Here is a 25,196-nt window from a genome sequence, read left to right on the forward strand (position 1 = left end):
TCACAAAGGCTTGTGCAAGCTGGTTCAGTTTTACATGTCAATGATAGTCAGCGGCAGCCGCGTCATGCCACTTTCTTCTTCCTGGCTCCGAACTGAAGTCCCAGATGCCACTTGGATTCAGCGGCGGGGATTGATCGATTCTGATTTTCCGGTCAGAGAAGCATAGTCACAACTTTGCGGACGGGCTAATATCGGACAGGTTTTTGTACACGTGGAGGTCATAGTCATTCTGACCTTCCCGATTTGACTATGGGGATACTGCGAACCAGGACCTGCCAGTTGACTACGCGCATCGCTCTCTTCGGCTACTCCGATTTAACCCGTCAGTGCGCCAGGGCCCTGCAGCAACTCGGGCACCAGATCGAGCTGTTCTGCCCACTCGAAGATGAGGCCTTGCTGGTTCACTACGGCCTCAACAGACTTGATTTACCGGTTCACTGGTTTGAAAGCATCAAGGATCCGTCTTTGCCAAAGGCATTGGATGCATTTGAACCGGACCTGATCCTTTCCATCATTTTCAACCACAGCCTTCCAGCGCCCGTCCTACAAAAGGCCAGCATAGCCGCGCTCAACATTCACCCAGCCCCTCTGCCCGCAGTGCGCACAGCGGCGGTCTGGTACTGGCCTCTGCGACTGGGCCTGACTCAGTCGGAGGTATGCATCCACCACCTGACTTCGGTGATGGATCAGGGGCCTGTGATTCTGCGCTTTCCCTTCCGGCTGCGTGAGTCTGAAACCCAGGGTACCCTCACTTTGCGGCTCGTTGATCTGGCTCCAAAGGTCATGAAACAGCTTCACAATCTTCTGACCACCGGCCCAATTCCAGAAGGTGAGCAGCAGAGTGAGGGCACCACCTACCCGTCGCTCCGGGAAGCGGACCTCTGGATCGATTTCAATGAATCCGCAGCATCCATCCGCAACCATGTGCGCGCCTGCACACCCTACCATCCTGCCCAAGCGCGCTTCCGTGGGCAGACCATTGCCGTTCATGAAGTTGGGTCTTTAACCAGCCAGCTGCCCCCGAACCGATCACCAGGTGAGCTGATTGTGGAAAATGGGCTATGGCTGACCTGCGGCGATAGTCTGGCGCCCATGACGGTTCTGGAAATTCCCGGCGAAGGTGTATTCAGTGGCGAATGCTTTGCCGAGCTGTTCAACCTGGAAAGCGGGGAGTCCCTGAACGCTGGCTAGGCCTTATCAGCCAAGCAGCCGGGCCAGATCCAGCGACGGCCGGGGTTCCGTCACCACGGTCTGTTCAATCAGGGAATGTGTGCCGTCATCACGTCGCAGGATGGGATCCAGGTAGAAGTGCCCCTGTGGATTGGCCACACACAGCATCTCCAGCGGGCGCTCCCCCAGGGCCCGCTTGGCCACCACTGCCGTCTCACCGTTCCTGAGCTGCACGAGTGCACCGGGAGGGTGGATGGTCAGGGTGTTGTAGAGCGCCCGATAGTGGGCCTTATTCGGATCCTGCCGAGCCACATCCAGAAGGTAGCGCAGGGCGTCGTCCGTACGGTAGCGCTCACGATAAGCCCGGCGGGTAATCAATGCCACATAGCGTTCAGCCATGGCCAGGATACGCGCCGGCTGGCTGATGGCCTTCGCCCTGAGCCCGTTGGGGTAACCGGAGCCATCCCACTCCTCATGATGCTGGCGAATTGCCGTGATGATCGGCTCATCCGCAACACCGGCGGCCGCCAGCACCTCCGCGCTGCGCTCCGGATGCCGGCGGATGATGGCCCGCTGCTGGTCGGATAGTGTATTGCGCGAAGCATTCAACCGGTCCTGGAACGGCATCAGCGCGATGTTGGCGCTCAAGGCTGCGGCCACCAGCTGCTGCAGAGCCTCCTCCTCATAACCGAGCTCGCTCCCTACAAACCAGCACAGGAATGCGTAGAACAGCGTCTGCTCATGGACACTGGGCCTGGCGGCGTACACATGAATCAGCGCCAGACAGGCCTCGGGGTTGCTCATACCAGCCAGGCGCACCCGCTGAACCAGATCCATAAGCCGCTGGCGTGCGTCCTTCTGGCCACGTGCCAACGCATCCAAAGCACGCTCAAGGGAAACCAGCAGGAAACCATATTCGGTGAAGGGATCTATGGGGTTGAGCGAGTCCACCGCCGCCGCTTCAGAGATAAGAACCTCTTCCAGCCGCTCGGGTGGATGATAATAGCCCTGCGCCCGGAACCGCGCGCACTCCCCCTCTGTCTGGATCACATGCCCCTGGGGAGCAAGCTGTCGGTCCGAGGCGCTGTAAAGCGGCCACAGCAGCGGCCGCCCCACCTCAAGCAGATCCGGCGCAACCTGAACGGGCTGGCTCATCAAAACTGAATCCTTGTTCATCATTCCCAGGCAATGGCGTGAAGTCTAGCGCATAAAGACCGCACACGGCGACCCCGGAAAAGCGGCAAAAGCCTGCCAGAAAGCCGGCACATCTTCCGCAGAACCATCCCTATATGCCCCAGACCCTATCCATTTTTTATTTTATAAACAGAAGCCTGAAAATCATTCACCAGAATTGGCACACCCTTCGCTTAACCGGCCTCAGCAGAACAATCTTTGATCGAACCAGTGCCGACACCGGCAATGCCCGACCGGCAAAGAGAAGGCGGAGGAAAAAGCCATGCCTCAGATCATCAATACCAACATCGCGTCCATCAACGCACAGCGCAATCTGGACCGAAGCCAGGAGGCAAACCAGACCGCGCTGGAGCGTCTGTCCTCTGGTCTGCGCATCAACAGTGCCGCAGATGACGCTGCCGGTCTTGCGATCTCAACACGCTTTGAGTCCCAAACACAGGGCCTGGCTGTTGGTATTCGAAATGCCAATGATGGCGTATCGCTGGCCCAGACCGCAGAAGGTGCTTTGGGCTCCATGACGGACAACCTCCAGCGCATTCGGGAACTTTCTCTGCAGTCTGCCAATGCGACCAACAGCGCTCAGGACCGGGAGTCGCTCAATCAGGAAGTGCAGGAACTGAAGGCCGAGATCGGCCGGGTTTCCAGACAGACCAACTTTAACGGCACCAACCTTCTGGACGGCTCATTCGAGGGAGCCAACTTCCAGATCGGTGCGAATCGCGGGGAAACCGTCTCGGTGAACATTTCCGGCGCTACCCCGGATGAACTGGGTGCGGCCCAGACCGACGGCATCACCTCCTCTCCCTCGGCACAAGCGATGCAAGGGGGTGACCTGGTCCTCAATGGATTTTCGGTGCCCTCGTCCGAGGCCGGCAGTGACGACACATCCTTCGCCAACAACAGCGCCAGTGCCATTGCCAAGGCAGCGGCCGTCAACGAGCGAACAGACCAGTCCGGTGTCAAAGCCGTTGCAAACCAGACCTCCGTCACCGGCTCTGCGGTCGGTTCCGTCGCTGGCTCAACAGCGACAATCACGCTCAACGGCGTGGACATCGACATGCCCGCCGGCACCGGCAACGATGTTGAAGGCTTCCTGAACTCAGTCGCAGAAAAAATCAACAAAAACACCGGCCAGACGGGCGTTGAGGCGACCTTCAATGGCGACCCGTCCGTCGGGATCACCCTGACGGCCGAGGACGGCCGCAACATCACGTTGAGTGATACGGATGGTGCAGCCGATGTGCCTGCCCAGTATGGCCTGGCAGGTTCCTCCGGTGACGGCAGCGCCGATGACTCACGGACTTATACCGGCACCTACACCCTCATTTCCGAAGATGGTAGCGACATTAACATTGAGAGCGACGGCGACATCAGTCGCGCTGGCTTCCAAGTCGGAACTTTCAGCGGCACAAACAGTGGTGCAGCCGGCCAGGTAGTCGGGGCCAGCGACATGGCCAGCGGCGACATCACCATCAACGGGGTTCCCATCGGCAAGAGCGTCGCCTCAGCCGATACATCCTCGTCCACAGCCCCCGCGTCCAGCGCAATCGCCAAGGCAGCGGCCATCAATGCGTCTTCAGACGCAACAGGCGTAACGGCCAGTGCCAATCCAACGCTCTACACAGCTGGCGCAATCTCGGACAACGTAGACGCCACATTCGATGTCAATGGCACGGAGATCTCAGTCAGTATTCCCTCCGGTGCGCAACCGGCCGAGCGCCAAACTGCCATGGTCGACGCGATCAATGCCAAATCCGGGCAGACGGGCGTCACAGCGGAAGCGTTCACTGATTCCGGAGGTAACGATACATTCCGTCTGGTAGCGGAAGATGGCCGCAACATCCAGGTTGATAACTTTACCTTCAACACGGGCACATCAGGGGACCTTGGTTTTGGAGGAGCCGTTACCCAGCGTTCCTCCATCTCGCTGCAGTCCGCCGGCAAGATCGAAATCGGCACTCTGACCGGCAACAACGCCTCTGCGGGCTTTGAGGTAGGCACCTACGGCTCCAACGAGTCCGGCCAGCTCCTGCGGGACGTGGATATCTCGACGGTCGAAGGGGCCAACGATGCGCTGAGCGCCATCGACAATGCCCTCAACCAGGTAAACCGCCAGCGCGCGAGCCTGGGCGCCATACAGAACCGGTTCGAATCGACCATTGAAAACCAGGAGGTAGCGTCCGAAAACCTCAAGGCCGCCAACTCCCGGATCCGTGATGCGGACTTCGCCAAGGAGACAGCGGAACTGGCCCGTACCCAGACACTGCAGCAGGCCGGCCTGTCGATCCTGAGCCAGGCCAACCAGCAACCGCAGCAGGTTCTCCAGCTGCTCCAGGGTTAACCGCAAAACGACTGAACAACGAGATAGGGGATGATCATGCAGGCGCAGACCCAGCTGGAACAGGTAACCCGCGAACAGGAAGCGGCCATGGCCCGTCGCCTGCTTCAGGCGAATGAGCTCTACCGTTTTGCCAACAGCCCGGAGACAGAGCCGGCCATGCGCGGCCACGCCCGCCAGCAGGTGCGCGAGGCCCTGGATGTGGTTCTCGGTGCCCAGCCGGAACACCCGGAGGCCCTGAACCTCCTCGGCCGTGTCGCCATGGACGAGGGGCGCCTCGAGGAGGCCGGCGAGGTGTTGGGCCGGGCCCGGGTTGCAGCTCCGGATTCCGGCCAGGTTCTGGCCAACCTGGGCTATCTTGCGCTGATGCGTGAGGAGGCGGAACAGGCCGAAGCTCTGTTTGACGAAGCCCTGACCCATGAGCGCCAGTCCGCCCCTGCCTTCGCCGGTAAGGCCCACGCCCTGCGCCAGCAACAGCGGTTCGATCAGGCCTACCTGCATTACCGCACGCTGCTCGATCACGGCGCTGAATGGGATTCCGTCTACGCCGGCATGCTCGAATGCGCTCGCCACCTGGACGTGCACCAGGCCGACAGCGCCCTTGCACAGGATGCCATCCGCCTCCTTTCCCACCCTGGCCTGCCCCATCAGGAGCTGAGCCGCTTCGTCACCAACCTGCTGCGCCAGCAGTACGCGCAGGAAATGGCGCCGGGCGACTGGTTGCTGGATGCGGTCTGCGCGGACGAACTCCTGCTGCTGGCACTGGAAACCACACTGCTGGCGGACGCCGAGCTGGAAAGACTGATCACCCAGGCCCGCCGTGCCCTCCTGCTGGAGGTCCGCGACACCGGCGAGCTGTATGAATCCCGCCAGCGCCTGGCCATGGCGCTGAGCCGCTACGCCACGCGCACCGGTTTTGCCCAGGTGGTTTCCGAGGAAGAGGATGCCTTCATCCGGGAACTGGATGCCAACCTCAAGGTGGAACTGCGTGACAGCTTCCAGCCGGAGGAAGTCGCCGCCGGGCTGATCATCCGCAGCCTCTACGGCGCTCTCTTCCACCAGAGCTATGCCCAGCACATCGGTCGTCTCGCCCTGGCGGACTGGCCGGAGGGCATGCAGCCACTGATGGCGGAGACCTATTACCACAAGGCCGATGAAGAAGCCTACAAGCAGCAGTTCCAGGAGAAGCAGGACGAGCTGGCCCTGGCGCGCGCGGACCTGCCCCACGCCTGGCCCTGCTGGCATAACCTGCGCATCCACCATGAGCAGCCGCTCAAGCAGGAACTGGAACAGAGCCTGGGCATCGACACCAGCGCCTGGCCCGAGACCGTGCGCATTCTGGTAATCGGCGCAGGCTCCGGCCAGCACGCCATGGAACTGGCGAACTACTTCACGGACGTGGAGGTGGTCGCGGTGGATGAGAACCTGGCGGGCCTGGCCCACGGCAACCGCCTGGCACAGGAGAAAGGCCTGCAGAACATTGTGTTCTGGCCCTATTCACTGGCCACGCGTTTCATCCAGGACGGCAACCAGGTGCAGATGGTGGAAATCCGCCAGTTGCCGTCAGAGGGCCATGACGGCACACCCATCAAGACGCTCGCCCAGCAGGCGCTGGGCAGCGGCGGGCTGCTGCACATCCACACCGGTGAGCACGGCGCCAGCCGCGTGGATGTGGCACTGCGCCGGATGATGGAGCGTCACAGACTGCAGCCGACCACGGAGACACTGCGGCGCCTGCGCCGGATGATCCTGAACAACCCGCAGCATGAGGCCTACCAGGAACTGCTGAACGAGCCGGATTTCTACGCTACGGCCGGGTGCCGCAAGCGCTGGTTCTTCCCGGAGGACGGCAACCAGCTTCACGCGCTGATGGACAACCTCAGCAGTGAGGTGGACTGGAAGCTTCTGCGGGCCCGGGATACGGACGGCGCCAATCTGGCCACCGCGCCCGTGGTGCGCCAGCTCCAGGCCCAGGCGTTCGGTTCCGGCACCCAGAGCCTGGTCGGCCAGGGGCTGAGCCTGTACTTTCAGCGCAGGCGCTGAAAGCGCGCCCAGTCCTCGGGCTCGTCCACATCCCAGAGGGGCTCCAGGCATTCCACCTGGAGCCCTTTTTCGTGGAGAGCCGCCTGGGTCTGCGCCAGCGCCTGCTCACTGCCCCAGGCCGGCCCTTCCAGCATGCCCGGCACTGATCGCTTGGCACCGATCAGGACAAAGCCCCCGTCGTTCGAGGGGCCAATCACCACGTCCGCCGTCTCCAGTGTCTGCGCCGCCCTTCGCACGTAATCCGGCGTGACCGCCGGGCAGTCACTGCCCACGATCATGCCCGCACCGGCATGGGCAATGGCCTCGTCCAGCGCGTTGGCCATGCGCTCCCCGAGACCCGCGCCCTGCTGGACCCGTTGCGGAATGCCGCCCTTGCGCAGGCGCAGGAGAATGCCTTCCGCTTCAATGGGGGTCTCCGTCAGTTCCCGGTCCCACCAGAATGTGAGCGGGTAACCGCTGTCCATCAGGTTCTTCAGAACCGTATCGGTGAGCACAAGATGGGCTTCCAGTGCCTTGCGCTCTCCCAGCTCGGCGGCAAGGCGGGTTTTGACCTGGCCCTTCTGGGGCCATTTGGCGAACTGCATCAACGCAGGTGGGTGCTGCATTATTATTGTTCCCTGTTCCGCTCCATGTCAGCTGCGATAGCGCCGGGCCAGCTCCTTCGGATCCACTCCCCGCCAGTAGGCCCAGCGCAGACGCCACATGAGTACGATGGTACGCCAGGGACCGTTCACCTCCCAGCGACGGCTGTCCGTGATTACCGAAGCCCGAATGCAGTAGGGGCGGGTGTAGCGCCGCAGTGTTTTACTCAACGCTACGTCCTCCATCAGCGGAATGGGTTCGTACCCGCCCACCCGTTCGAACAGGCTGCGGCGCACGACAATGGCCTGATCTCCGGTCGCAACGCCGGTCAGCCGCGAGCGCTGGTTCATGAACCAGGCGATCACTCGGAACAGCGGGCGGTTGCCGGAAAGGCGCACATCAAAACGCCCCCAGACCCGATCACTGGCGGCGAATCGCTCCAGCCACTGCAGCGCATTGGCAGGGAGCCGGGTGTCCGCATGCAGGAACAGCAGCAGCTCACCGGTAGCCGCTGACGCCCCCGCGTTCATCTGGTTCGCACGCCCTCGGGGAGCGCTAATCCACCGGTCGAAGCGATCGCCAGCCGCCTCGTGGGTACCGTCCTCACTGCCCCCATCCGCCAGGATCACCTCACAGCCAGCGACCCGGAGCGGCTGCAGCGCGGCCAGTGTGGCCCCGATGCCCGCGGCTTCATTGAGCACCGGCATAATGATGGAAATCCGCAAGCTCACCCCCGGAAACGGACGAAAAGAGGGGCAGTCTAGGCCGGCCCGGTCACCACCGGCAACAACATGATTTGATGCCGGATGCAGAGCCCGCTACCATACGCACCTCTCCGCCCCTGTAGCTCAGCAGGATAGAGCGACGCCCTCCTAAGGCGTAGGTCGCAGGTTCGAATCCTGCCGGGGGCACCATATTCTGGCCTGAATCCTGCATACCCCTGCCCGTGAACGACGGAAAACCGGCAAACCTCTGCCAGGAGTGAACCGATCATGGGTATTCTGGATGCGGCACTGAACTTCGGGGCCCGGGCCATTCAGGGCACTGAGACCAGCGGGGCGCAGCAGAAAGCACCGCAGCAGGCCCCTGGGAGCGAGCCCGCGCCGGCCAAGACGGCGACCTCCATTGCCGACGAACGCGTGACGCTGCAAGACCGTGGTGGCAGCAATGTCAGCCTGGCGGATCTGCCCATGCAGGAGTTCAAGAATGCTGTGGCGCGGGACAGTGGTTTTGTGAAGGAAACCATCGGCACCAAGCTTCAGGAGCTGGAGGTGGATCTTGGCACCCGGATGGCGGTGCGGCGCAACAATCTGGGGGACATCGAGATGGAAGCCCAGATTCCCCAGGAGACCCGGGACCGCATCGAGAACGACCTCAACCAGAACCGGGCCTTCAAGGCCGCTTTCAACCGCCTGAGCACCAACCAGCCCACGGTGGAGTATCTGGAGAACGTCTCACGCATCTCCCAGGCCTACGGGGAAGGCAATTCCATGCTGGAGAGCCTTGTGAGCGAAAGCCCGGAGAACAACCGCCTCCAGGACATTGCCCACCGCTACCAGGAACTGCGCAAGCAGGTCATGACCGATGAATCCGGCCAGGGTCAGGATCCGGCGGCCGGCTTCGAGATCCGCTTCAACCAGCCGGCCTGACCGGCTTCATTCCTACTGGAACGGCGTAACGTCGCCCTTGCCCTCACGCAGCAGCACGGGTACGTCACCACACAGGTCCACAACCGTGGTCGGCTCGCGCCCGCAGTAACCGCCCTCAATCACCAGATCCACGTGGTGCTCCAGGCGGTCACGTATTTCCTCCGCATCACTCATGGGCCACTCGTCACCCGGCATCAGCAGGGTTGAGCTCATGATGGGTTCGCCCATCTCCGCCACCAGCGCCTCCACAATGCGATTATCCGGCACGCGGATGCCGATCTGGCGGCGTTTGGGATGCAGCAGCCGGCGCGGCACCTCACTGGTGGCGTCCATGATCCAGGTATAGGGGCCCGGCGTGTGGGACTTGAGCAGCCGGAACTGGACGTTGTCCACCTTGGCGTAGGGGCCGATGTCCGACAGGTCCTTACACACCAGGGTGAAGTTGTGCTTGTCGTCCAGGTTGCGCAGCCACTTGATGCGTTCAGCCGCTTTTTTCTCGCCCAACGCGCAGCCGAACGCGTAGGCGGAATCCGTGGGGTAGGCGATCACGCCGCCCTTTTTCAGGATCTCCACGGCCTGGCGCACCAGCCGGGGTTGCGGGGTCTCCGGATGGATCTCAAAGAACTGGCTCATTTCCGCCTCCTCAGCCGGCTCTGGATCCGCCCATGCAGGGCGGGGACTCAGGCGCCCCACTCTCGCGGGACTGCCATTCGTCCGGAGTGTAGAGATGCAGCGTGAGCGCGTGGACCCCCTGTTTCAGCGGCTCATCCAGCGCGCCATAGACGGCCTGATGGCGACCCACGCGGCGTTTGCCCTCAAACGCACCCGCCACCATCACCACCTTGAAGTGGGTCTCGGAGTTGGGCGGCACCGCGTGCTGATGGCTTTCGTTCTCCACCGAAAGCACTTCAGGGCTGAAATGCTCCGTCAGGAGAGCCTCGATCTGGGAATGCAGCGACATGCCACCTCCGGCGTCCGCGGATTCGTTACAATGCGCAGTCGAGTCTAGCACAGCGTCCGGCAGGAGCCCGAATGCGCCTCTATATTGCGGAAAAGCCCTCACTGGCCCGCGCCATTGCCACCGCCATCACCAACAGCCCCCAGCGCCGGCAGGGCTACCTGGACTGTGGCGGCGGGGTATACGTGAGCTGGTGCGTGGGTCACCTGCTGGAGCCCATTGAACCCGGTGATTACCGCCCGGAATGGCGGCGCTGGCGCATGGAGCTGCTGCCCATGATACCGGAGGACTGGCAGCGCCGCCCCAAAGAGGACGTGCGCGACCAGCTGACGGTGCTTGAACGGCTGACGGCTCAGGCGCAGGAGGTCATCCACGCCGGCGACCCGGACCGGGAAGGCCAGCTGCTGGTGGATGAGGTGCTGGAATGGTGTGGTGTGCGCGGCGCCGTCCGTCGCGTGCTGATCAACGACCTCAACCCTCCTGCCGTGCGCCGCGCCCTTGAGGAAGAAAGCAGCAACCAGCGCTTCGCCCCGCTCAAGGCCTCGGCGGAGGCACGCCAGCGCGCGGACTGGCTCTACGGCATCAACCTGAGCCGCGCCTACACCCTTCACCACCAGCAGCAGGGCAAGGAGGGAGTCTTCTCAGTGGGCCGGGTCCAGACGCCTGTTCTCGGGCTGGTGGTCGCACGGGACCGGGCCATCGAGGAGTTTGAGCCCACGCCCTGGTTCCAGCTGGATGCCGCCCTGGCCCCGCCGGACACGCCGGACGCCCTGTTCCGGGCCCGCTGGCAGCCCGGCGAAGTACATTCCGCCCATATCGACGAGGAAGGCCGCCTGCTCCGGCGCAGACCCGCCGAGGACGTGAAAGCGAAGGTCACCGGGCAGGATGGCGAGATCACGGACGCCCGCTTCCGCGAACGCAACGAGGCACCACCGCTGCCGCTCTCACTCTCCGTGCTCCAGATCACGGCCGCCAAGCGCTACGGGCTGGGTGCCGAGCAGGTGCTCAGCGCCGCCCAGTCCCTCTACGAGAAACACCGCCTCATCACCTACCCGCGCTCGGACTGCCGCTACCTGCCCGAAGCGCACTGGGAGGACCGCCAGGAACTGCTCGAAGCCATCCAGCGCAACCTCCCGGACCTGGCCCCCGAGGGCGTGCCGGACGATCCCGGCCGCCGCAGCCGTGCCTGGGACGACGGGAAAGTAAGCGCCCACCATGCCATCGTTCCCACCCGCCGGGTGATGGACCTGCAGAAGCTCAGCACCAACGAGCGGGCCGTCTACGACCTGGTGGCCCGTTTCTACCTGATGCAGTTCGAGCACGACGCCATCCACCGCGAGGGGCACCTGAGCGCGACCATTGCCGGCGAGCATTTCCGGGCTCGGGAGACCGGCCTGCTGTACGCGGGCTGGAAACGGCTGGAACCCGTTCAGCGCCGCCAGGAAGCGGAAAAGCCAAAAGCCCCCCTGCCGCGGCTGGATCCCGGCACACCAGTCCATTGCCACGAGGCCCGCTGCCTGGAGAAAACCACCCGGCCCCCTCTCCCGTTCACGGACGCCTCACTGCTCTCGGCCATGACCGGCATCGCCCGCTTTGTAAAAGACGAGGCCCTGCGCCGCACCCTGCGGGAGACTGACGGCCTGGGCACGGAAGCCACCCGTGCGGCCATTATCCAGACTCTTTTCAACCGGGACTTCCTGTACCGTGAAGGCCGCTCCATCCATGCCACAGGCAAGGGTCGTGCCCTGATCGATGGCCTGCCGGAAGACGCGACCACCCCGGACCGCACCGCCATCTGGGAATCCCGACTGGAAGCCATCCGCCAGGGCGAGGCGGACACAGACGCCTTCCTGACCCAGCTCACCAGCGACATCCGCACCCTGATCGAACCCGCCCGCAGCGCCTTTGCGCCACCGGAACCGGAACAGACCGGTGTCCACTGCCCACGCTGCCGGGCCCCGATGCGCCGGCGCAGTGGCCCTTATGGGGAATTCTGGTCCTGTTCGCGCTTTCCCGGATGCAAGGGAACGCGCCGCATCACAGAGCAGCCGGAACCCCAGGATGAACCGCAGGCGCAGGCTGAAGGGACATCGGATGGCATGGACCAGGCGCCGGTGCCCTGCCCCTATTGCTATGCGCCACTGGTCCGCCGCAATGGACGCAACGGCCCCTTCTGGGGCTGCAGCCGATACCCTGGCTGCCGCACCACGGTACCGGACCGTGACGGGAGACCCGACACCCGTGCCGTTTGACATGATTTCAGGGAATACCGCCAACGCCTTGAGAAAGCAGTGGCACTGATCCATGTTACCCTTTACAACATTTCAACAACTGCACCACAGGATCGGCCTGTGGAACGCTGTATGAAGGAACCCGGAGGGCCCAATGCGCATTGCACTTCTGGAGGATGAGCAGGAACAGGCGGACCGCATCGCGGAGCTGCTGGAAAAAGACGGGAAACAGTGCGACTGCTTCCCGACCGGCCAGGCGTTTCTCAGTGCCGTCACCCACAAAAGTTACGACCTGCTGATTCTCGACTGGCAGATTCCCGACATCGACGGGATCGAGGTCCTGCGCCAAGTCCGGCTCAACCTGGATTGGCCCATACCGGTACTGTTCGTGACCCAGCGCGACAGCGAACAGGACATCATCCAGGCCCTGGACGCCGGTGCCGATGACTACCTGGCCAAACCGCTGCGCCCGGGCGAGCTGCTGGCACGGGTTCGGGCGCTGCTGCGCCGGGTTCATCCGGAAGTGGAGAAGGAGGAGCTGGTCTTCGGGCCCTTCGTGATCAACACCACCAAACGCACCATCCACTGCCACGGTGAACTGATCGAACTGACGGACAAGGATTTCGACCTGACCCTGTTCCTGTTCCAGAACCAGGGCCGCCTGCTCACCCGGGAAATGCTCCTTGAGCGGGTCTGGGGCGTATCCAGCGACATCAATACACGGACCGTGGACACACACATGAGCCGCCTGAGACGGCGGCTGGGCATCAAGCCGGAGAACGGCTACCGCATCAAGACCATCTACCAGCGCGGTTACCGGCTGGAAGCGGTGGACCAGGAGGCCGAAAGCGCCTGAAGGCGGGTTGGAGTTCCATGGGGCAGCAGGCAGTCGCAACCAGTTCAGTAGCACGCGGACCAATCCGTCTGTGGCCCTTCGTGATGGCCGCAATGGTGCTCTGCGCCATGCCGGCCAGCGGCGATGTCGCGCGCGGTTCCGCCAACGCGGAGCTCACCCTGGCACCGGCCCCCGCGGATTCCGATGGCGACTGGACCTACACCATCAAACCCGATGACACCCCAGCCGCCATCGCCGACCGCCTCCTCTCTGAAAACCGCAGTGCCGGCCAGCTCATGGGTTACAACAGCCGGGCACGGGATGCAGCGCTGGAGCCCGGCAACACGCTCCAGGTGCCCGTTCAGTGGCTGGAACGCCGCCCCAGACCGGCCAGGGCAATTGCCGTGCGTGGCCAGGCCTGGCGGACCAGTCACCCGGAAGGCACCCGGGATCTGCTGGACGAAGGCGACCGCCTGAACGTCGGTGATGGCGTACGCACCGCCAGTGATGGCTATGCCCGCATCAGGCTGGCGGACGGCTCCACTCTGGCCATCGAGCCGGACTCCCGCCTGCAGTTCAACCGCCTGACCCAGTATGGCCGTGGTGCCATGGCCGATACCCGCATGAACCTGAAGCAGGGCCGCATCGAAACGCATGTGGAACCCACGGAAGAGAACGGTTCGCGGTTCGAGATCCATACGCCTTCCGCCGTGGCCGCCGTGCGTGGCACCCGTTTCGGCCTCGAAACCCGCGAGGACGGCACCCTGCTGGAGGTGCGCGAGGGCGAGGTCTGGTTCGGTACCCGCCAGGACATGCAACCGATCCGCGAAGGCTATTCCGCCTTCCTTTCGCCCGGACCCGGCTCAGAGCCGGTGATCCGGCCCCTGCCACCCACATCACAGCTCGCCTCGAACGCGGACGGCCTTGAATCCGAGGTCCCCCTGCAGGCTCGGCCGGCAACGCTGCAGACCCCCGCCCAGGACGCCACCGTGAAACAGGGGCAACCGGAATTCGAGTGGTCTCTCCAGGGCGACTCCGAGCAGGCCCGTGTCGAAGTGGCACGCTCGGCCGCATTCGAGGAAACCATCGCCACCAGTACCTGGGAAACCGGTGACAGCGCACGCGTGAATGAACCACTGGAGCCGGGCCAGTATTGCTGGCGGGTGGCAACACGCGCCGGCGGCGATAGCACGGCGACCAGCCCGGTGAACTGTTTCAGGCTTGCCGGCAGCCTGGACGCTACCCGTGTCATCAGCGCCAATACCATCGACGACCGCGTCAACCTGTACTGGCAGAGCGTTGACAGTGCCGATGGGTACCGCATTCAGATCGCCGAAGACCGTGAGTTTGAGCGCATCGTGCAGGACCGGGAGGTCAGTGAACCCGAAATCCGGATGCGCCTGGACCCCGGAGAGCGCTATCATGTGCGCGTAAAGGGCCTGGCTCCACCACCCATGCACAGTGACTGGGGAGAGGTTCGCGAAATCGCCGTGGAATGAACCACGAACCGGAAGGGATCTTCCGTATTATGGAAACCGCCGAGCTGCTGCCCTCCCGCCGTCTGGCACGCTGGCATCTCGCCCTGCCCCTGCTCGCCGTGCTGGTTCTGCTGCTCAGTACCTCCGCCACCCAGCGGCTGGACTTCTGGCTGCACGACACCTTCATCCGCCTGATGCCGGTCACACCTCCGGACGACCTGGCCATTGTCGCCATTGATGAGAAGAGCCTCGAAGCCCTGGGCCGCTGGCCCTGGCCCCGCCACCGCCATGCCAGCCTGATCAATCGGTTGGATGAGGCGGGTGCCGGACCCATCGCACTGGATATACTGTTTACCGAGCCCTCGCAAAATGGTCACGACGACCGGCTCCTGGCCGAGGCCATGGAACGCCACGGCAACGTGATTCTGCCCCTGCATATCTTCCCGGGAGACAGTGAAACGCCGTTGCGGGAATTCCTGCCGACTGCCCGACTGACCCGGGCAGCAGCGGCCCTGGGCCATGTGCATGCGGAACTGGACGACGATGGCATCGCCCGCACTCTGTTCCGGCGCCAGGGACTGGGAGAGGCCACCTGGCCCAGCCTCGCCGATGCCGTGGCCATGCAGGCCGGAATCCAGCGCCGGGCACCTGCGGCGACGGAACAGGCGGCGCCCTACGTGAACGTACGCAGCCACCGGGTCCATGTTCCCTTCACCCGGACCGGAGCGATTCCGCGCTTTTCCTATATTGACGTACTGAAAGGCCGGGTACCGGATTCCCGGCTTGCCGGCCGCACGCTTTTTGTAGGCCACACCGCCGCCGGCTTTGGCGATGTGCTGCCCACGCCCCTGTCCGGGCGCGGCAACCCCCTGACCGGGGTGGAGTTCCACGCCAACGCCTATGCCGCCATGGCCAGGGACCGGCTGATCCATCCGGGATCGCTGTGGCCTGTGGCCGCTACCGGCATCGCTATCATCCTGCTGATCACACTGGCGTTTCCGCGCATGCGGCCAACGCGCACACTGCTGCTCAGCCTCGGCCTGACCGCTCTGCCCCTGCTGCTCAGTGCCCTCGCCATGCGCTGGCTCCAGCTCTGGATGCCCCCTGCGGCGCCGGCAGTGGTGGCGGCACTCGCCTTTCCCCTCTGGACGGCGGAGCGCCTGGCGCTGCTCACCCATTTCCTCAACCGCCAGCTGGACGCACTCGGCCATGAGCGTGATGTGCCCACCAGCGAGCTTGCGGATACAGCACCAGCACGCCTTCTGGAACATCTGGAGGAACTGCTGGGCGCACGGGATGGCTGGCTTGTTACCGAGGGGCAAGCGGTACGGGGGCAGCCTCCCGTGACCACCCACCAGTTCCAGCAACCCGGTAAGTGGCAGCACGAGGCCACCACCAGCCGTGTCCGCTTCCACCGCAACGGTGCCTGGCATGAGCTGGGCCTGGTCTGGCCCACGAGCGGTACGGACGATGCACGGCGCGCCTATCTGAACCGCCTGCCCCTGCACGCCGGAACCGCGTCCGCCGCCATCAAAACCAGCCGTGAACGACTGTCACGCCGTATCCAGCGCGTTCATTCCGCAGCGCTCAACCTGGCCGGCATGCGCCGGTTCATCGGCACAGGATTCGAGCGTATGCCGGATGGGGTCATTGTGACCGACGCCCTGGGTGTGATCGAGTTCGTTAACGGGCACATTGCGGCGTGGTTCGGCACCCCTCGCGAGAGCCTTCAGGGCATGCCACTGGCCCGGCTTCTGGCGGGTTCGGTACCCTACACGACCCCGCCACCCGGAACCCGGAACTGGCGCGACGCCGTCCTGTCGGTACTCACTGGCGGCACGCCCCTCACGGCGGAGCTGCCACTCGGGCAGCAGACCCTGCTGTTTCACCTGACGCCCTTCGGCCGGAGCCCCTGGCGCCAGCCCGGCCTGATTGCCAACTTCTCGGACATCACCGATCTGCGTGAGCGCCAGCGCCAGTATCGCGAAGCGATTGATTTCATCTCCCACGACATGCGCTCCCCCCTGGTCTCGCAGCTGGCGCTGCTGGATCAGCTCCAGCGCGAGAACCGTCATGCGGACCCGGAGACATTGGGCCAGATCGCTCGCCTGGCCCGGCGCAGCTATGAACTCGCGGAAGAATTTGTTCAGCTGGCCCGGGCCGAGGACCTCACAGAGAAACGCTTCTATGAATGCGAACTGCTGACCATTGCCGAGAACGCGGTGGATGCCGTCCAGCAGCAGGCCCGCAGCCGGGGAATCCGGATCGAACTGGAAGGGGAAGAGGATCTGTGGCTGCAGGGCAATGCGGAACTGCTGGAGCGGGCCGTGATCAACCTGCTGACCAATGCCCTGCAGTACAGCCCTGAATCCACGGAAGTCGCGGTCACAGTGGAGAAAGCCGGAGGCTATGGCATTGTGGCGGTGGCGGATCAGGGGCCAGGCATTGCCCCCGAGGACCAGCCCCTGGTGTTCCAGCGGTTCCGTCGCCAGCAGGACCAGGAGATGGGCGGCCCGCACGGGGCGGGCCTGGGTCTGGCCTTTGTCCAGACCGTGGCCGAGCGTCATGGCGGCACTGTGGATCTGGTCAGCACCCTGGGGCGCGGGGCCACCTTCCGGCTGTATCTGCCCCTGGTGGACTGAGGTGCGTCAGATGGTTTTGCTGGCCGGCTCAGCCCGGACGCTCTCACGGCCCTCGGAGTCCACTGTTTTTACAGAGAAGTACCATTTGCCTTCGTTCAGGTCTTCCACTGTGTACTCCATATCCTGACAGTCCTTGCAGGTCACTTCCGTGCTGTTGTTGAGCTGTTCCGGGTCCTGCCCCCAAAGCACCACATAATGGGAAATCTGACCGTCCGGAAGACCATCACCATTCACCCGATAACCTGGTGCATCCCAGCTCAGCACCGCACTGTCCGGCTTCACACTAGCCGTTTCCTGGGTGCTATCCTGATTACTGCTGCGATCAGCTTCACTGCCCTCCGATCCGGAGTCGGAACCGCCACCTCCCTGGCAACCGGCCAGAACCAGACCAAGGATCAGGCTGCTGGCCGCACGGATAACCAATTTTCTGGCGGGATATGACATCTTTTTGCACCGGTTTGTTGACATTTCAGTGCCAAGGCTACCCGCCAACTTTGTAAAAGTGTGTTTAATCCAGATGTGTTTTGGTACGTTGCCGGAGACAGCACTGAGGTCAGCCCCATGAACGCGATCCACTACCAGCGCCTGCTTCCGGAAGCGGACACCACCCCGCTTCTGAGCCTCTACAGACGCAGCATCGCCTCGGTGGATGACGGTTTCTATTCAGCGGCACAGCGCCATGCCTGGACCCAGTGGGCGGTGGATGCGGCGGGCGCGGATGCACAGCTGCGGCAGGGGCTGACCGTGGTAGCGCTGGCCGACGGCAGCTCCGTGGGGTTTGCCCAGCTCTGCCCGGCGCACCTGGTGAACATGCTGTATGTGGACGACAGCTGGCAGAGGCAGGGAATAGGAAAAACCCTTGTTACCCAACTCGAGACCGTTGCCCGCCAGAGCGGCATTGCCACCCTGAGCACGCGGGCAAGCGACGTCTCCCTGCCCCTCTTTCGCAGCCTTGGCTTCGAGCCGGTACGGCGTGAGCAGATCCGCGGCACCAGGGGCGTTACCCTGATGCGCACCCTGATGCACAAGCCGCTGCACCGCCACTCCGACCAGCGACCTTGACTGAGTGCACAGTCCTTTAAGGCAAATGCGTGCGCCCCTTCACACGTCGGGCACAAAATGAACTAGAGTTTGTAAACAGACGTAACATGATGTATTGGATGCTGCGGCCGCAAAGGCATAATGGCGGTTGATCCTAACCGCGCAGGCCGGCAGGCACAGGGGAGGCGATACAGGGTGCTGCTCAGATCTCTCTGGCGACGAAGCAGACGGCAATCGGAAAAATCCGGCAACAACGGGTTCCGGCTGCGTGATCATCTGACCTACACCGGTGACTACCACCTGGAGCGCCTGAGCAAACTGCTGGAACTGCGCTACCAGCGGAAATTCCCCTGGAACAGTGACGACAGTATCCGGGACATGATCCATTTCGCCTCCCGGGTTCAGGATCAGGATATCCAGCGCGAGCTGCTGCTGTTCTATCTGAACTGCTCCCCTGCCGTTCAGGAGTATCTACGCAGCGGCGGCATTGTCGACGCCTCCCATTACATCCACAATCCCAACCGCAACGGGGACGGTTCCGACTGACCCCGCCTGTCACGTTCCACAACAGGAGGCACCCCATGGAATACCTGCACACCATGGTCCGAGTCAGTGACCTTGAGCAGTCCCTGCACTTCTACTGCAACCTGCTCGGCATGGAAGAGGTCAGCCGCCGGGACAGCGAGAAAGGCCGGTTCACACTGGTGTTCCTGTGCGCACCGGGCGACCGTGATTCCGCACACGCCAATAAATCGCCCATGCTGGAGCTGACCTGGAACTGGGATCCGGAAGAATACACTGGCGGCCGCAACTTCGGGCATCTGGCCTACCGCGTGGAAAACATCTACGAGCTGTGCCAGCACCTGCAGGACAACGGTGTCACCATCAACCGCCCACCCCGGGATGGTCGCATGGCATTCGTGCGCTCGCCGGACGGCATCTCCATTGAGCTGCTGCAGAAAGGGGACGCACTGGAGCCCCAGGAACCCTGGGCCTCGATGGAGAACACCGGTACCTGGTGATCAGTCCAGGTCCCTGAGGGTATCCGCCGCAAGCTGTTCGAGCCCGGGCCAGTCCCGGGCCCAGATCCGTTCCTCCGGCACCAGCCAGGTACCGCCAACCGCGGCCACATTCGGCTCCCGCAACCAGGTCCTGGCATCCTCCCCGCTGATACCGCCGGTTGGCACCAGCCAGGCCTCAGCAAAAGGCCCCAGAAGGGAGCGCACCATGGGTAGACCTCCACTGGCCGCCGCCGGAAAGAACTTGAACCCGCGATAGCCGAACTCAAACCCTTTCAGCAGTTCCGTCGGGGTTGCGACACCCGGCAGCAACGGAATGCTGGCCGTAACACCATACCGCAGGAGGGTGTGCGAGGCTCCGGGGGAGACGGCAAAATCGGCCCCCGCATCAATGGCACTGTGATAATCCTCGATGGAGCGCACCGTCCCAGCCGCCAGCACCAGTTTCGGGAAGCGCCTGCGCAGGCGCTGGAGCGCCGGCAGGCCGGCGGATGTCCGAAGTGTGACTTCCAGAACGCGGATGCCACCGCTGATCAGCGCGTCGGCTACCGGTTCCGCGTCGGTTTCCTCGTCCAGGGTCAGTATTGGCACCACCCGGGCACGGCGCAGCCAGTGCTCAAGATCGTGCTGGTGATGGCAGCCAAAGTCGCTGTGCATATCAGGGGCTCCAGTAAACGCTCAGAGGGGCCGAAAGCAGACGGGCCACAGGGTATGCCTGCCAATCCAGGTCGCTTGCCTCAATCCGTTCCAGCAGCGCCCGCTTGGCATCCCCGGAAATCAGCAGCATCCGCTCCGTGGCCTGTGCCAGGGCCGGCCAGTTCAGGGTGAGCCGTTCAACCGGCCCGCTCGCGGCATGGGTCGCCACCACCGCGGGCCCGGCCGTGTTCCGGAGGGCCTCAAGTGATGCCGCATCCCCCGGAAACCAGGAGGCACTGTGCCCATCCTCGCCCATGCCCAGAACCGCCACAACCGGTGGCCATGGCACGCGGTCCATCAGGGCCCGGGCCTCCAGGGGCTGATCCAGGGGCACAAAGCGGGCACGGGTGGCCTTGCCGGTCAGGAGACTTCGGCGGATCAGCCATTCATTGCGGGATTCCGGCTCCGGCGGACTGGCCCGTTCGTCCACCGGCATCACCCACACCCCCTCCCAATCCAGGGCACAGTCAGCCAGGCATTCAAAGAACTGGACCGGTGAACGCCCTCCCGAGACCAGGAGGGTGACCGCCTCGCTCCGGGCCAGTACCCGGCCCAGGGCACTGGCCACATGATCCGCCAGCGCCTGGGCCTGAGCTTCCCTGTCGCTGAACAGGTGCCACTCTGGAGTATACCGGTTGCCATTCATGGTTTTGCGCCCTGCTGCCATTCCAGCCAGACTGTTGGCCTTACCGTCTCACAGAACAGGCCCTGAAACCATGGAAAACAAGCCCGAGATACTGGACACACGACTGGTCGCCCGCAGCCGACTGTTCGGGATCGAGGAAGTGCACCTGCGTTTCACCAACGGCACCGAATGCGAGTTCGAACGCCTGCGCACCCCGCCGATCGCCGGCATCATGTGCGTACCGCTTCTGGACGACGACACCGTGGTGCTGATCCGTGAATACGGAGTGGGAACCGAGGAATACCACATCACCCTGCCCAAGGGCGGTACCGAACATGGCGAGGACTGGCGCGAGACCGCCAACCGGGAGCTCCAGGAGGAAGCCGGATACCGGGCGGAACACCTTGCCTGGATGAAGGACATGACCCTGTCACCGGGCTACATGGGCCATCACATCCGGGTAATACTCGCCGAGGGGCTGAGCGAGTCCAGCCTCCCGGGCGACGAACCGGAACCGCTGGAAGTCTTCACCTGGAAGCTCTCACAACTGGACGAGCTCGTGGCCCGGGAGGACATGAACGAGGCCCGGGTGATCGCCGCCCTGTACATGGCCCGGGATCTGAAACAGGGCGGTAGGCCGGTTCAGGAGGCGTAGGCGTACTCGCCGCCGGCCTCCAGGGCGCGCCGGTAGGCCGGGCGCTGCTGGTAGTTCTGCACGTAACGGGCAATGTTGGGGTAACGCCGCCCCGCCATCCCGGAAGCCACCACCGCTTCCAGCGGGAAGCTCATCTGGATGTCCGCCGCTGTAAGGCGCCCATCCACAAACCAGTCCTCGCGCGCCAGATGGTCCTCCACAAAATCCAGGTGGGAGGCGATGAGCGGACCCAGGAACATCTTATGGGTCTTGTCGGCAATGCCTTTGGCTACGGGCCGCGCGAAGAACGGCATGGGCCCGGTGCGGACCTTCTCGAACACCAGCCGCATGACCAGTGGCGGCATGAGTGACCCTTCCGCGTAATGCATCCAGAAGGTCCAGTCCAGAAATCCCTCATCCCCTTCTTCCACCAGCAGACGCCGCTCCGGGTCCTTGCGGGCCAGGTAATCCACGATGGCGCCGGATTCGGCAATCACCCGCCCTTCGTCCTCAATGACCGGGGACTTTCCAAGGGAATGGACCCGTTTGAGACTTTCCGGTGCCAGGCTGGATTTCGGGTCCCGCTGGTGATGCTGGATGCGGTAGTCCATACCCAGCTCCTCCAGCATCCAGAGAATGCGCTGGGACCTCGAGTTGTTGAGGTGGTGCAGTGTGATCATGGGTGCTTCCTGCGTTGAGACGGGTGTACCGATTCACTACGCAGGGCGTGCGGCCACGGATCAATGGATTTCGACCAACGTCTAATTGCGGCAACCCCGTACGCCACGCAGGCTCATTCTTAACGGAAGACAGCAGTCGTTCCGGAATGAGCCGTGCTCAAGCTCTGTCTAAAAGGAGAAATCACAATGAACAAAAAACTCTCAGTGACTGCCCTCGCGATTGCCATCGGCGCCGCCTCCAGCGGTGTCCAGGCTCAGGATCTCGAGGAGCGGGTTTCCGCACTGGAGAACACGCCGCTGGCGAATACGAATTTTGATGTTGGTGGGTTTGTAAAAATGGATTCCCACGTCACACGAGCCACTGACAGCGCATCGGGTGAATATGGATTTGAGAATTTCCTTGTTCCTGGCGCAATTCCCACAGATAACGCAACAAACAGTAGCTATAACTACAACATGAACGCCCGCCAGAGCCGGATCTTTTTCAGTACCGACACTGAGACTGATATTGGCAATGTTGGCACTTATGTTGAAATCGACTTTCTCGGCTCTGACATCGACGAGGATGTCTCCAGCAGCTACAGCCCTCGCCTGAGGCATGCCTTCATGACCTTCCAGGATTTCACCATCGGCCAGACTTGGTCGACGTTTTTCAATGTGAGCTCACTGCCTGAAAACCTTGATTTCGTGGGCCCTGTCGGCACTGTATTTGTTCGCCAGACACAGATTCGCTACAGCCCCGGCAACTGGGATTTCGCGATTGAGAACCCGCAATCAACTACTGCCCCGGTAAGCACCGCTAGCGAGTCAGAATTTGATCAGAACCGCATGCCAGATCTGGTAGCACGTTATAACGCTCCCATCGATAACGGAAGCGCAAGTGTCGCTGTCATGGGTAGAGAAATAGCCTACCGCGACGCATCACTAAACAACGGTGATGATAGCCGTGAAAGCGCTTATGGCTATGCGGTATCACTCGCGGGTAAGTTCCCCGTTGGAGATAACGGCAGCGATATCCGCGCGCAACTCAATGCCGGTAACGCGCTTGGCCGCTACATCGCACTCAACGGGTTCCAGGCTGCACAAATCGAGGCCGACGGCGACGTCGAGCTGGTCGACCAAGTCAGTGGACATGTGTCCTATCGCCACATCTGGACCCCTCAGTGGCGCTCCAACCTTACAGTCTCTCACGCAAGTGCCGACAACCCTGACGCCACACTTGGCACGGCTGCGAAGAGCTACACCAGCACTCACGCCAACCTGATCTATTCGCCAATCTCCAATCTGGATCTTGGCGGCGAAGTAATCTGGGGTGACAAAGAGCTGGAAAATGGCAGCAACGGTGAGCTGCACAGGCTGCAGTTCACCGCCAAGCTCGGGTTCTGATCCGGACCCGTTATCCTGCGGATCATCATCCGTGCTCCGTTTGGCCGCCACCCTGTGTGGCGGCCTTTTTTATGGTATCCAGTGGGGTCAGCGTCCTGCGGATTCGGAGTCTGTGGCGGCCATTCAGCTGCTCCAACCGTTCAGAAAGTGCCCGGGAGAGCTGGCGCCTCAGATCATCACGCACGCCATTAAGCCCTTCCCTTAAACGCTGTTCCAGCCTGTCCCGATTCGCCCACTCGTCCGCCTCGATCATGGCCCAATCGATACTGATCCAGGCAGCGGTACCCGCAACAAGGCCACAGCCTACCGCCAGCGGCCCGGTCGCTCCGCAGATACCCAGTCCCGCCAGCGCCGCTGATCCGGCCCTTGAGGCGACCCTGCCCGCACCCCGGGCTGCTGCAGCGCGGCCTCCGGAGGCCACCGCCGCGCGTGTTGCCGCCCGCCACACCAGCGCCCCCGTCGCAATCCCCCCTGCACCGCTCAGGGCGAGGCGGTTCTTCAGCCTGCTGCGCTCATCCGCCATGACCCCTGACGACAGCCCATCCAGATCCAGTGCACGCGGATCATTCTCCCTGGCGTGGTTGAGGGGCGGGGGCACCTTATAGTCCGCCAGGGCGGCCTGCATCATACGGCGCCACCCCGTCCGGGTCCGCTCCGCATAGCGGCCCGCATCCGTTGCAAGCCCACGCTCCAGCACCACCAGACGCGAACGGAAATCCGTCTCCTCAAACAACAGTTCCTCGGTTCTGCCGACCACCAGCGCCCTGCCTTCAAAGCCCATTTTCTCCAGCGCCCATCCACTCAGGCGGGTGTATTCACCCCCGAGGCTGTAGTACCAGTCCAGAAACGCCGGGACCTGCTTCTCGACAGGTTCGAAGAGCCGGACCATACCCCGTTCGAGACGCTCCTCCAGCCCCTCCCGTGCGAGGGCACCCCCCTGGCGGAACCAGATCCCCGAACGCGCCTGAAGTGCCGGCAGGCGGGATTGCGGCACCCGATAGTGGCTGCCATCAAGCACCAGATGCAGACGTGCCTCTCTGGGCGCTTCCCGCTGATGGAATGCGCCGGCGCCGTACCAGCCGGCCACCAGCAACGCACCGACGAGAACCACCCCCAACCCTTTCAAGTGCTCACGCCCCGCCATCGCGCAGCCTCCCCGCCAGGACACCGTTGAACAGCACCAGCAGAGCCATTACGAACAGGCTCTGGCGCACCAGCACGGAAACCCATACCCCTGCCCTGAACCAGTAAGGCTGATCCAGGGCCGTAACCTGCTGCGCCAGCCACTGCTCCGCGCCCTGCCAGGCCGCAACCCACTGCGTGCCTTTCTCCACGACCACGCTCGCGGCCGCTTCACGGTCGGTAACGTGCCAGAGCGCCTGCTCCAGGGTCGCCTCCCGGAAATCCGGCTGAGGCTGCACGAGCGCCCATAGCATCAGACACAGAACCATGACAACGCCGGTACCCCACTGACCCACCCGCGCTAACAGCTCCGGGCGGTAAACCGGTGAGGCATCACGCCAGAACACCCGATCCGCGATGGCGCGCACCAGCACGAACAGCAATACCGCCACCAGCATCAACCGCCAGATCTCCGGCTCCTCCCCGATCCGGACCGCTGTCAGAAGCAGAATCGCGGCCAGTACGCCCGCTTTGCCCAGCTGGATGATGAACAGGCACACACCGCCGCGCAGACGCCGGTTCCATGGGCTTTCCGGGTAGAGATAGGCACTGCGCCAGGCCCTTCGCCTGATCCGTGCCCGCCGGAACAGGCCCCGGAGCATGACGAGCGAAACAACCACCCAGATCGCAACCACCCAGCCGGTTGCCAGCACCCGCCCCTGCAGCATGAACAGCCAGAGCGCGGCGACCCACAACAGCAGCATGGCCGCGTGCCCAATGAGACGGGACTGCTCTGCAGGAGCGTTCACAGGTAAGCGCGGAGTCATTGTCATGGGTTCATTCTGGCACAGCAGCCAATCATACTGCTTGAAC

24 protein-coding genes and 1 tRNA gene are annotated in these 25,196 nt (G+C 63.2%); 14 read left to right on the plus strand and 11 right to left on the minus strand.

The features are described 5' to 3' along the window. The first annotated feature begins 279 nt into the window (after positions 1-279). Positions 280-1,191 carry a methionyl-tRNA formyltransferase gene (locus tag GLW01_RS05785; RefSeq protein WP_160898483.1) on the plus strand — a complete coding sequence of 304 codons (912 nt, stop codon included), beginning with the start codon at positions 280-282 and terminating at the stop codon, positions 1,189-1,191. A 6-nt stretch (positions 1,192-1,197) separates the two neighbouring features. Here the strand turns inward: GLW01_RS05785 and GLW01_RS05790 are convergent, their stop codons facing one another. Next, positions 1,198-2,325 carry an HD-GYP domain-containing protein gene (locus tag GLW01_RS05790; RefSeq protein ID WP_160898484.1) on the minus strand — a complete coding sequence of 376 codons (1,128 nt, stop codon included), beginning with the start codon at positions 2,323-2,325 and terminating at the stop codon, positions 1,198-1,200. A 301-nt stretch (positions 2,326-2,626) separates the two neighbouring features. On the opposite strand from GLW01_RS05790, the gene GLW01_RS05795 reads away from it, so the two are divergent. Further along, positions 2,627-4,705, plus strand: a complete 2,079-nt coding sequence (locus tag GLW01_RS05795) for a flagellin (protein WP_160898485.1) — start codon at positions 2,627-2,629, stop codon at positions 4,703-4,705. Positions 4,706-4,741: 36 nt separating this feature from the next. After that, on the plus strand, positions 4,742-6,745 hold the full coding sequence (locus GLW01_RS05800; protein ID WP_160898486.1) for a class I SAM-dependent methyltransferase: 2,004 nt from the start codon (positions 4,742-4,744) through the stop codon (positions 6,743-6,745). Here the strand turns inward: GLW01_RS05800 and GLW01_RS05805 are convergent. Together GLW01_RS05805 and GLW01_RS05810 are read right to left on the minus strand one after the other, a co-directional pair. Beyond that, positions 6,730-7,350: a TIGR04282 family arsenosugar biosynthesis glycosyltransferase gene (locus tag GLW01_RS05805; protein WP_202405595.1), complete on the minus strand. Its 621-nt coding sequence runs from the start codon at positions 7,348-7,350 to the stop codon at positions 6,730-6,732. The two genes, GLW01_RS05800 and GLW01_RS05805, sit on opposite strands and share 16 nt — an antisense overlap. 27 nt (positions 7,351-7,377) lie before the next feature. Further along, a complete protein-coding gene (locus GLW01_RS05810; protein ID WP_340162435.1) occupies positions 7,378-8,058 on the minus strand; it encodes a TIGR04283 family arsenosugar biosynthesis glycosyltransferase in 681 nt (226 codons plus the stop codon). A 106-nt stretch (positions 8,059-8,164) separates the two neighbouring features. Between GLW01_RS05810 and GLW01_RS05815 the strand changes: the two genes are divergently transcribed. Together GLW01_RS05815 and GLW01_RS05820 are read left to right on the plus strand one after the other, a co-directional pair. Next, positions 8,165-8,241: transfer RNA gene (locus GLW01_RS05815), tRNA-Arg, on the plus strand. Between the two features lie 78 nt (positions 8,242-8,319). Then, positions 8,320-8,976 (plus strand): hypothetical protein, encoded by a 657-nt coding sequence (locus tag GLW01_RS05820; RefSeq protein WP_095617797.1) that lies wholly within the window; start codon positions 8,320-8,322, stop codon positions 8,974-8,976. A 12-nt stretch (positions 8,977-8,988) separates the two neighbouring features. On the opposite strand, the gene GLW01_RS05825 is transcribed toward GLW01_RS05820, so the two are convergent. Next, positions 8,989-9,609, minus strand: coding sequence for an L-threonylcarbamoyladenylate synthase (locus tag GLW01_RS05825; protein WP_095617796.1), 621 nt, complete (start codon positions 9,607-9,609; stop codon positions 8,989-8,991). Positions 9,610-9,619: 10 nt separating this feature from the next. Further along, positions 9,620-9,937, minus strand: a complete 318-nt coding sequence (locus tag GLW01_RS05830) for a BolA family protein (RefSeq protein WP_160898487.1) — start codon at positions 9,935-9,937, stop codon at positions 9,620-9,622. 71 nt (positions 9,938-10,008) lie between these two features. On the opposite strand from GLW01_RS05830, the gene GLW01_RS05835 reads away from it, so the two are divergent. From GLW01_RS05835 to GLW01_RS05850, 4 genes are all read left to right on the plus strand, one after another. Beyond that, positions 10,009-12,186: a DNA topoisomerase III gene (locus GLW01_RS05835; RefSeq protein WP_160898488.1), complete on the plus strand. Its 2,178-nt coding sequence runs from the start codon at positions 10,009-10,011 to the stop codon at positions 12,184-12,186. Positions 12,187-12,319: 133 nt separating this feature from the next. Continuing rightward, positions 12,320-13,021, plus strand: coding sequence for a response regulator transcription factor (locus GLW01_RS05840; protein WP_151441607.1), 702 nt, complete (start codon positions 12,320-12,322; stop codon positions 13,019-13,021). Between the two features lie 17 nt (positions 13,022-13,038). After that, positions 13,039-14,499 carry a FecR domain-containing protein gene (locus GLW01_RS05845; protein ID WP_160898489.1) on the plus strand — a complete coding sequence of 487 codons (1,461 nt, stop codon included), beginning with the start codon at positions 13,039-13,041 and terminating at the stop codon, positions 14,497-14,499. Next, positions 14,496-17,120, plus strand: a complete 2,625-nt coding sequence (locus tag GLW01_RS05850; RefSeq protein ID WP_202405596.1) for a CHASE2 domain-containing protein — start codon at positions 14,496-14,498, stop codon at positions 17,118-17,120. The genes GLW01_RS05845 and GLW01_RS05850 overlap by 4 nt, the downstream gene beginning before the upstream one ends. A gap of 6 nt (positions 17,121-17,126) precedes the next feature. On the opposite strand, the gene GLW01_RS05855 is transcribed toward GLW01_RS05850, so the two are convergent. Then, a complete protein-coding gene (locus GLW01_RS05855) occupies positions 17,127-17,696 on the minus strand; it encodes a fibronectin type III domain-containing protein (RefSeq protein ID WP_160898490.1) in 570 nt (189 codons plus the stop codon). Between GLW01_RS05855 and GLW01_RS05860 the strand changes: the two genes are divergently transcribed. The 3 genes from GLW01_RS05860 to GLW01_RS05870 all read left to right on the plus strand — a co-directional run bounded on the left by GLW01_RS05860 (position 17,682) and on the right by GLW01_RS05870 (position 19,183). Next, positions 17,682-18,182, plus strand: coding sequence for a GNAT family N-acetyltransferase (locus GLW01_RS05860; RefSeq protein ID WP_160898491.1), 501 nt, complete (start codon positions 17,682-17,684; stop codon positions 18,180-18,182). The two genes, GLW01_RS05855 and GLW01_RS05860, sit on opposite strands and share 15 nt — an antisense overlap. A gap of 174 nt (positions 18,183-18,356) precedes the next feature. Beyond that, positions 18,357-18,707 (plus strand): hypothetical protein, encoded by a 351-nt coding sequence (locus GLW01_RS05865; RefSeq protein WP_095617789.1) that lies wholly within the window; start codon positions 18,357-18,359, stop codon positions 18,705-18,707. A 35-nt stretch (positions 18,708-18,742) separates the two neighbouring features. Then, positions 18,743-19,183, plus strand: a complete 441-nt coding sequence (locus tag GLW01_RS05870) for a VOC family protein (RefSeq protein WP_160840013.1) — start codon at positions 18,743-18,745, stop codon at positions 19,181-19,183. Here GLW01_RS05870 and eda read toward each other — a convergent pair whose 3' ends face one another. Continuing rightward, entirely contained in the window at positions 19,184-19,837 is a 654-nt protein-coding gene (gene eda / locus GLW01_RS05875; protein WP_202405597.1) for a bifunctional 4-hydroxy-2-oxoglutarate aldolase/2-dehydro-3-deoxy-phosphogluconate aldolase, read from the minus strand. Between the two features lies 1 nt (position 19,838). Next, positions 19,839-20,522: a 6-phosphogluconolactonase gene (locus GLW01_RS05880; protein WP_160898493.1), complete on the minus strand. Its 684-nt coding sequence runs from the start codon at positions 20,520-20,522 to the stop codon at positions 19,839-19,841. A gap of 70 nt (positions 20,523-20,592) precedes the next feature. Here GLW01_RS05880 and nudE point away from each other — a divergent pair, with 70 nt between their 5' ends. After that, positions 20,593-21,156: an ADP compounds hydrolase NudE gene (gene nudE / locus GLW01_RS05885; protein ID WP_160898494.1), complete on the plus strand. Its 564-nt coding sequence runs from the start codon at positions 20,593-20,595 to the stop codon at positions 21,154-21,156. Here nudE and GLW01_RS05890 read toward each other — a convergent pair. Continuing rightward, positions 21,144-21,815 carry a glutathione S-transferase gene (locus tag GLW01_RS05890; RefSeq protein ID WP_151441599.1) on the minus strand — a complete coding sequence of 224 codons (672 nt, stop codon included), beginning with the start codon at positions 21,813-21,815 and terminating at the stop codon, positions 21,144-21,146. The two genes, nudE and GLW01_RS05890, sit on opposite strands and share 13 nt — an antisense overlap. 186 nt (positions 21,816-22,001) lie before the next feature. Between GLW01_RS05890 and GLW01_RS05895 the strand changes: the two genes are divergently transcribed. Then, positions 22,002-23,201, plus strand: a complete 1,200-nt coding sequence (locus GLW01_RS05895; protein ID WP_160898495.1) for a DcaP family trimeric outer membrane transporter — start codon at positions 22,002-22,004, stop codon at positions 23,199-23,201. Positions 23,202-23,226: 25 nt separating this feature from the next. On the opposite strand, the gene GLW01_RS05900 is transcribed toward GLW01_RS05895, so the two are convergent. Both GLW01_RS05900 and GLW01_RS05905 read right to left on the minus strand, forming a co-directional pair. Further along, the gene (locus GLW01_RS05900) at positions 23,227-24,345 is read right to left on the minus strand and encodes a hypothetical protein (RefSeq protein ID WP_160898496.1); all 1,119 of its coding nucleotides are present in this window, start codon (positions 24,343-24,345) and stop codon (positions 23,227-23,229) included. Beyond that, positions 24,332-25,156, minus strand: coding sequence for a hypothetical protein (locus GLW01_RS05905; RefSeq protein ID WP_160898497.1), 825 nt, complete (start codon positions 25,154-25,156; stop codon positions 24,332-24,334). Before GLW01_RS05905 ends, GLW01_RS05900 begins: the two co-directional genes overlap by 14 nt. Positions 25,157-25,196 lie beyond the last annotated feature (40 nt).

The organism is Vreelandella halophila (genome assembly GCF_009856365.1).
Lineage (GTDB): Bacteria > Pseudomonadota > Gammaproteobacteria > Pseudomonadales > Oleiphilaceae > Halospina > Halospina utahensis_B.